General features: G+C 62.3%; 2 protein-coding genes. Both read right to left on the reverse strand.

Features of this window, described 5'->3' with window-relative positions:
- Positions 1 to 1012, reverse strand: a 1012-nt coding sequence (locus FJ386_15495; protein MBM3878091.1) for a DUF1501 domain-containing protein, incomplete at its 3' end; no start/stop codon positions are given.
- A gap of 113 nt (positions 1013 to 1125) precedes the next feature.
- The gene (locus FJ386_15500; protein MBM3878092.1) at positions 1126 to 1833 is read right to left on the reverse strand and encodes a hypothetical protein; all 708 of its coding nucleotides are present in this window, start codon (positions 1831 to 1833) and stop codon (positions 1126 to 1128) included.
- Positions 1834 to 1965 lie beyond the last annotated feature (132 nt).

Raw genomic sequence — 1965 nt, forward strand, 5'->3', positions numbered from 1 at the left:
CGACGGCGCTCGCGCGTGAGGCGCAGTAGAGGCTCACGTAACGAATGCCCTGTTCGAGATAGCGGCGGGTGAGCAGGCAGTTCCGCGCGTAAGCAGCCTTGAGCTTGTTCGGGTCGTTGGTGCCGTAAAGGTTGTGAACGTGTTCCGGTTCGCGCGAAAGGTCGCTCACCTCCGGCGCGGCGAGCTGCATCTTCGCGGCAAGTTCGTAGGTGGCCATGCGCGCGCCGAGTTCCTCGTTGCCCGGATGCGCGGCGGCGTGCTCGGCGTTGATGAACTTCAGATAATCGCGCGTGGCCTGATCCTCGTCCGGCTTGAGGGTCGCCGGGCGCGCAAGGTTGCGGAGCGGCTGCTGCGCGGCCATGGCAACGGCCTGATGCTGCGCGGAAAGAAAACCATTGCTCCAATTCGCCTTGCCGTTGGGCGGCTCGCCGCGGATGTCCTGCACGGCAACGTAGGTCGGCAGGTTTTGGTTCATGCTCCCGAGCGCGTAGCTGACCCACGCGCCCGCGCTGGGGAAACCTTCGCGCGTGAAACACGAGTTCATGTAGATGCAACCCGGCCCGTGCGTGTTGGTGCGCGACGTCATCGAGTGGATGAACGCGATGTCGTCCACGTGCCGCGCCATGTGCGGGAGCAGTGAGGAGATCCTTTTGCCGCTCTTCCCCGCCGCCGCAAACGCCCACGGCGACTTCATCAGGTTGCCGTTCTTCCCCTGGAAACTCACCTCCGCCTCGCCGCCCGGCAACGGTGTGCCGTTGTACTTCTCGAGCATCGGCTTGTAATCCCACAGATCCACGTGCGAAGCCGCGCCGGGGCAGAAAATTTGGAGGACCTGCTTCGCCTTCGGCGCGAAGTGCGGCTGCCTCGTCGCTCCGGGAGCTTCCGCCGCGAGCAGCGTGGGAAGAAACTCATCGCCCAACAAGTGCGCGAGCGCGACGCCGGTCATCCCGGTGGTCATCTGCCCAAGGAAACGGCGCCGGGCGAGATCGAGGGTCGAAGTCTGGCGATTCATGAGTCAGCTCAACCCATACCGGGTTCGCGACTATGACGCGACTGCTAAATCCCCTGCCCGCCAGCGGTCGGAGAATTTTTTTGCGACGAAAAGAGTGACGATGGAGTTCCGGATTACTTCGTGGGAACCGCAAACGCAGAGGCGGATTCGAAGTCCGGAATCGCCGGGTCATGCACGAACAGGATGTCATCCACGGTGAACTTGTATGTGCCGGTCATCCAGAAACAGAAATCCCGGTTCTCCAGATCGATCCTGCCGTTGTTCCTGCGCAGCACCCTCCGAAAATCCGCCAGACGAACCTGAATGACGCACGGCTCGGTGCCGGAAAGCACCTCGGGCAAATCCACCTGCCAGATTTCCTCTGAACCATCAATGAAGCCCATGGAGACCGTTCCCTCGGAATCTTTCAATCCGTAGGGCTTGAACCACAGGCGCAGGGCGTTGCAGCCGGAGAGGTCCTGATGCGGCCGCGGGAACTTTGCCATGCTGCTCCGCTTGGTCGTGGGACCAGTGTTGGCGATCGTCAGGCCGCGATTCCCACCGCTCTTGTGCTGGGAGTCGAACGTGGCGACGATGCCGGTGCTCCAATAGGGTTGATACCACGTCTTGAAGATGTCCGTGCCGCTCTCGAAATCCTCGACCAGCACGGCCTTGTCGAACTTGGGAGCCTCGGACAATGCGAAACGGAACGGGTGCCGGGGCCCGTCGAATGGGCCCGGATCCTTCGGCACTTTGGCAAGCACAGTCAGGTCGGCGCCGACCTTGTCTGCTTGCGCGTGGTCCGCGTCCGCGAGCTTCAGCGTGTGGGCAAAGTTGCGCACGGCTCCCTGTGTTTGGCGCACGCTGCCCTGGCCAGGGTTGAGCGTCTGTTCCAGGTCCCCAGCCAACACAGCGGCATTGCCAGCCGACACCTTCTTGCCCGAAAGGCATTGCACGAGATCCAGAACAAATCT

This window comes from Verrucomicrobiota bacterium (assembly GCA_016871675.1).
Classification (GTDB): Bacteria; Verrucomicrobiota; Verrucomicrobiia; order Limisphaerales; family VHCN01; genus VHCN01.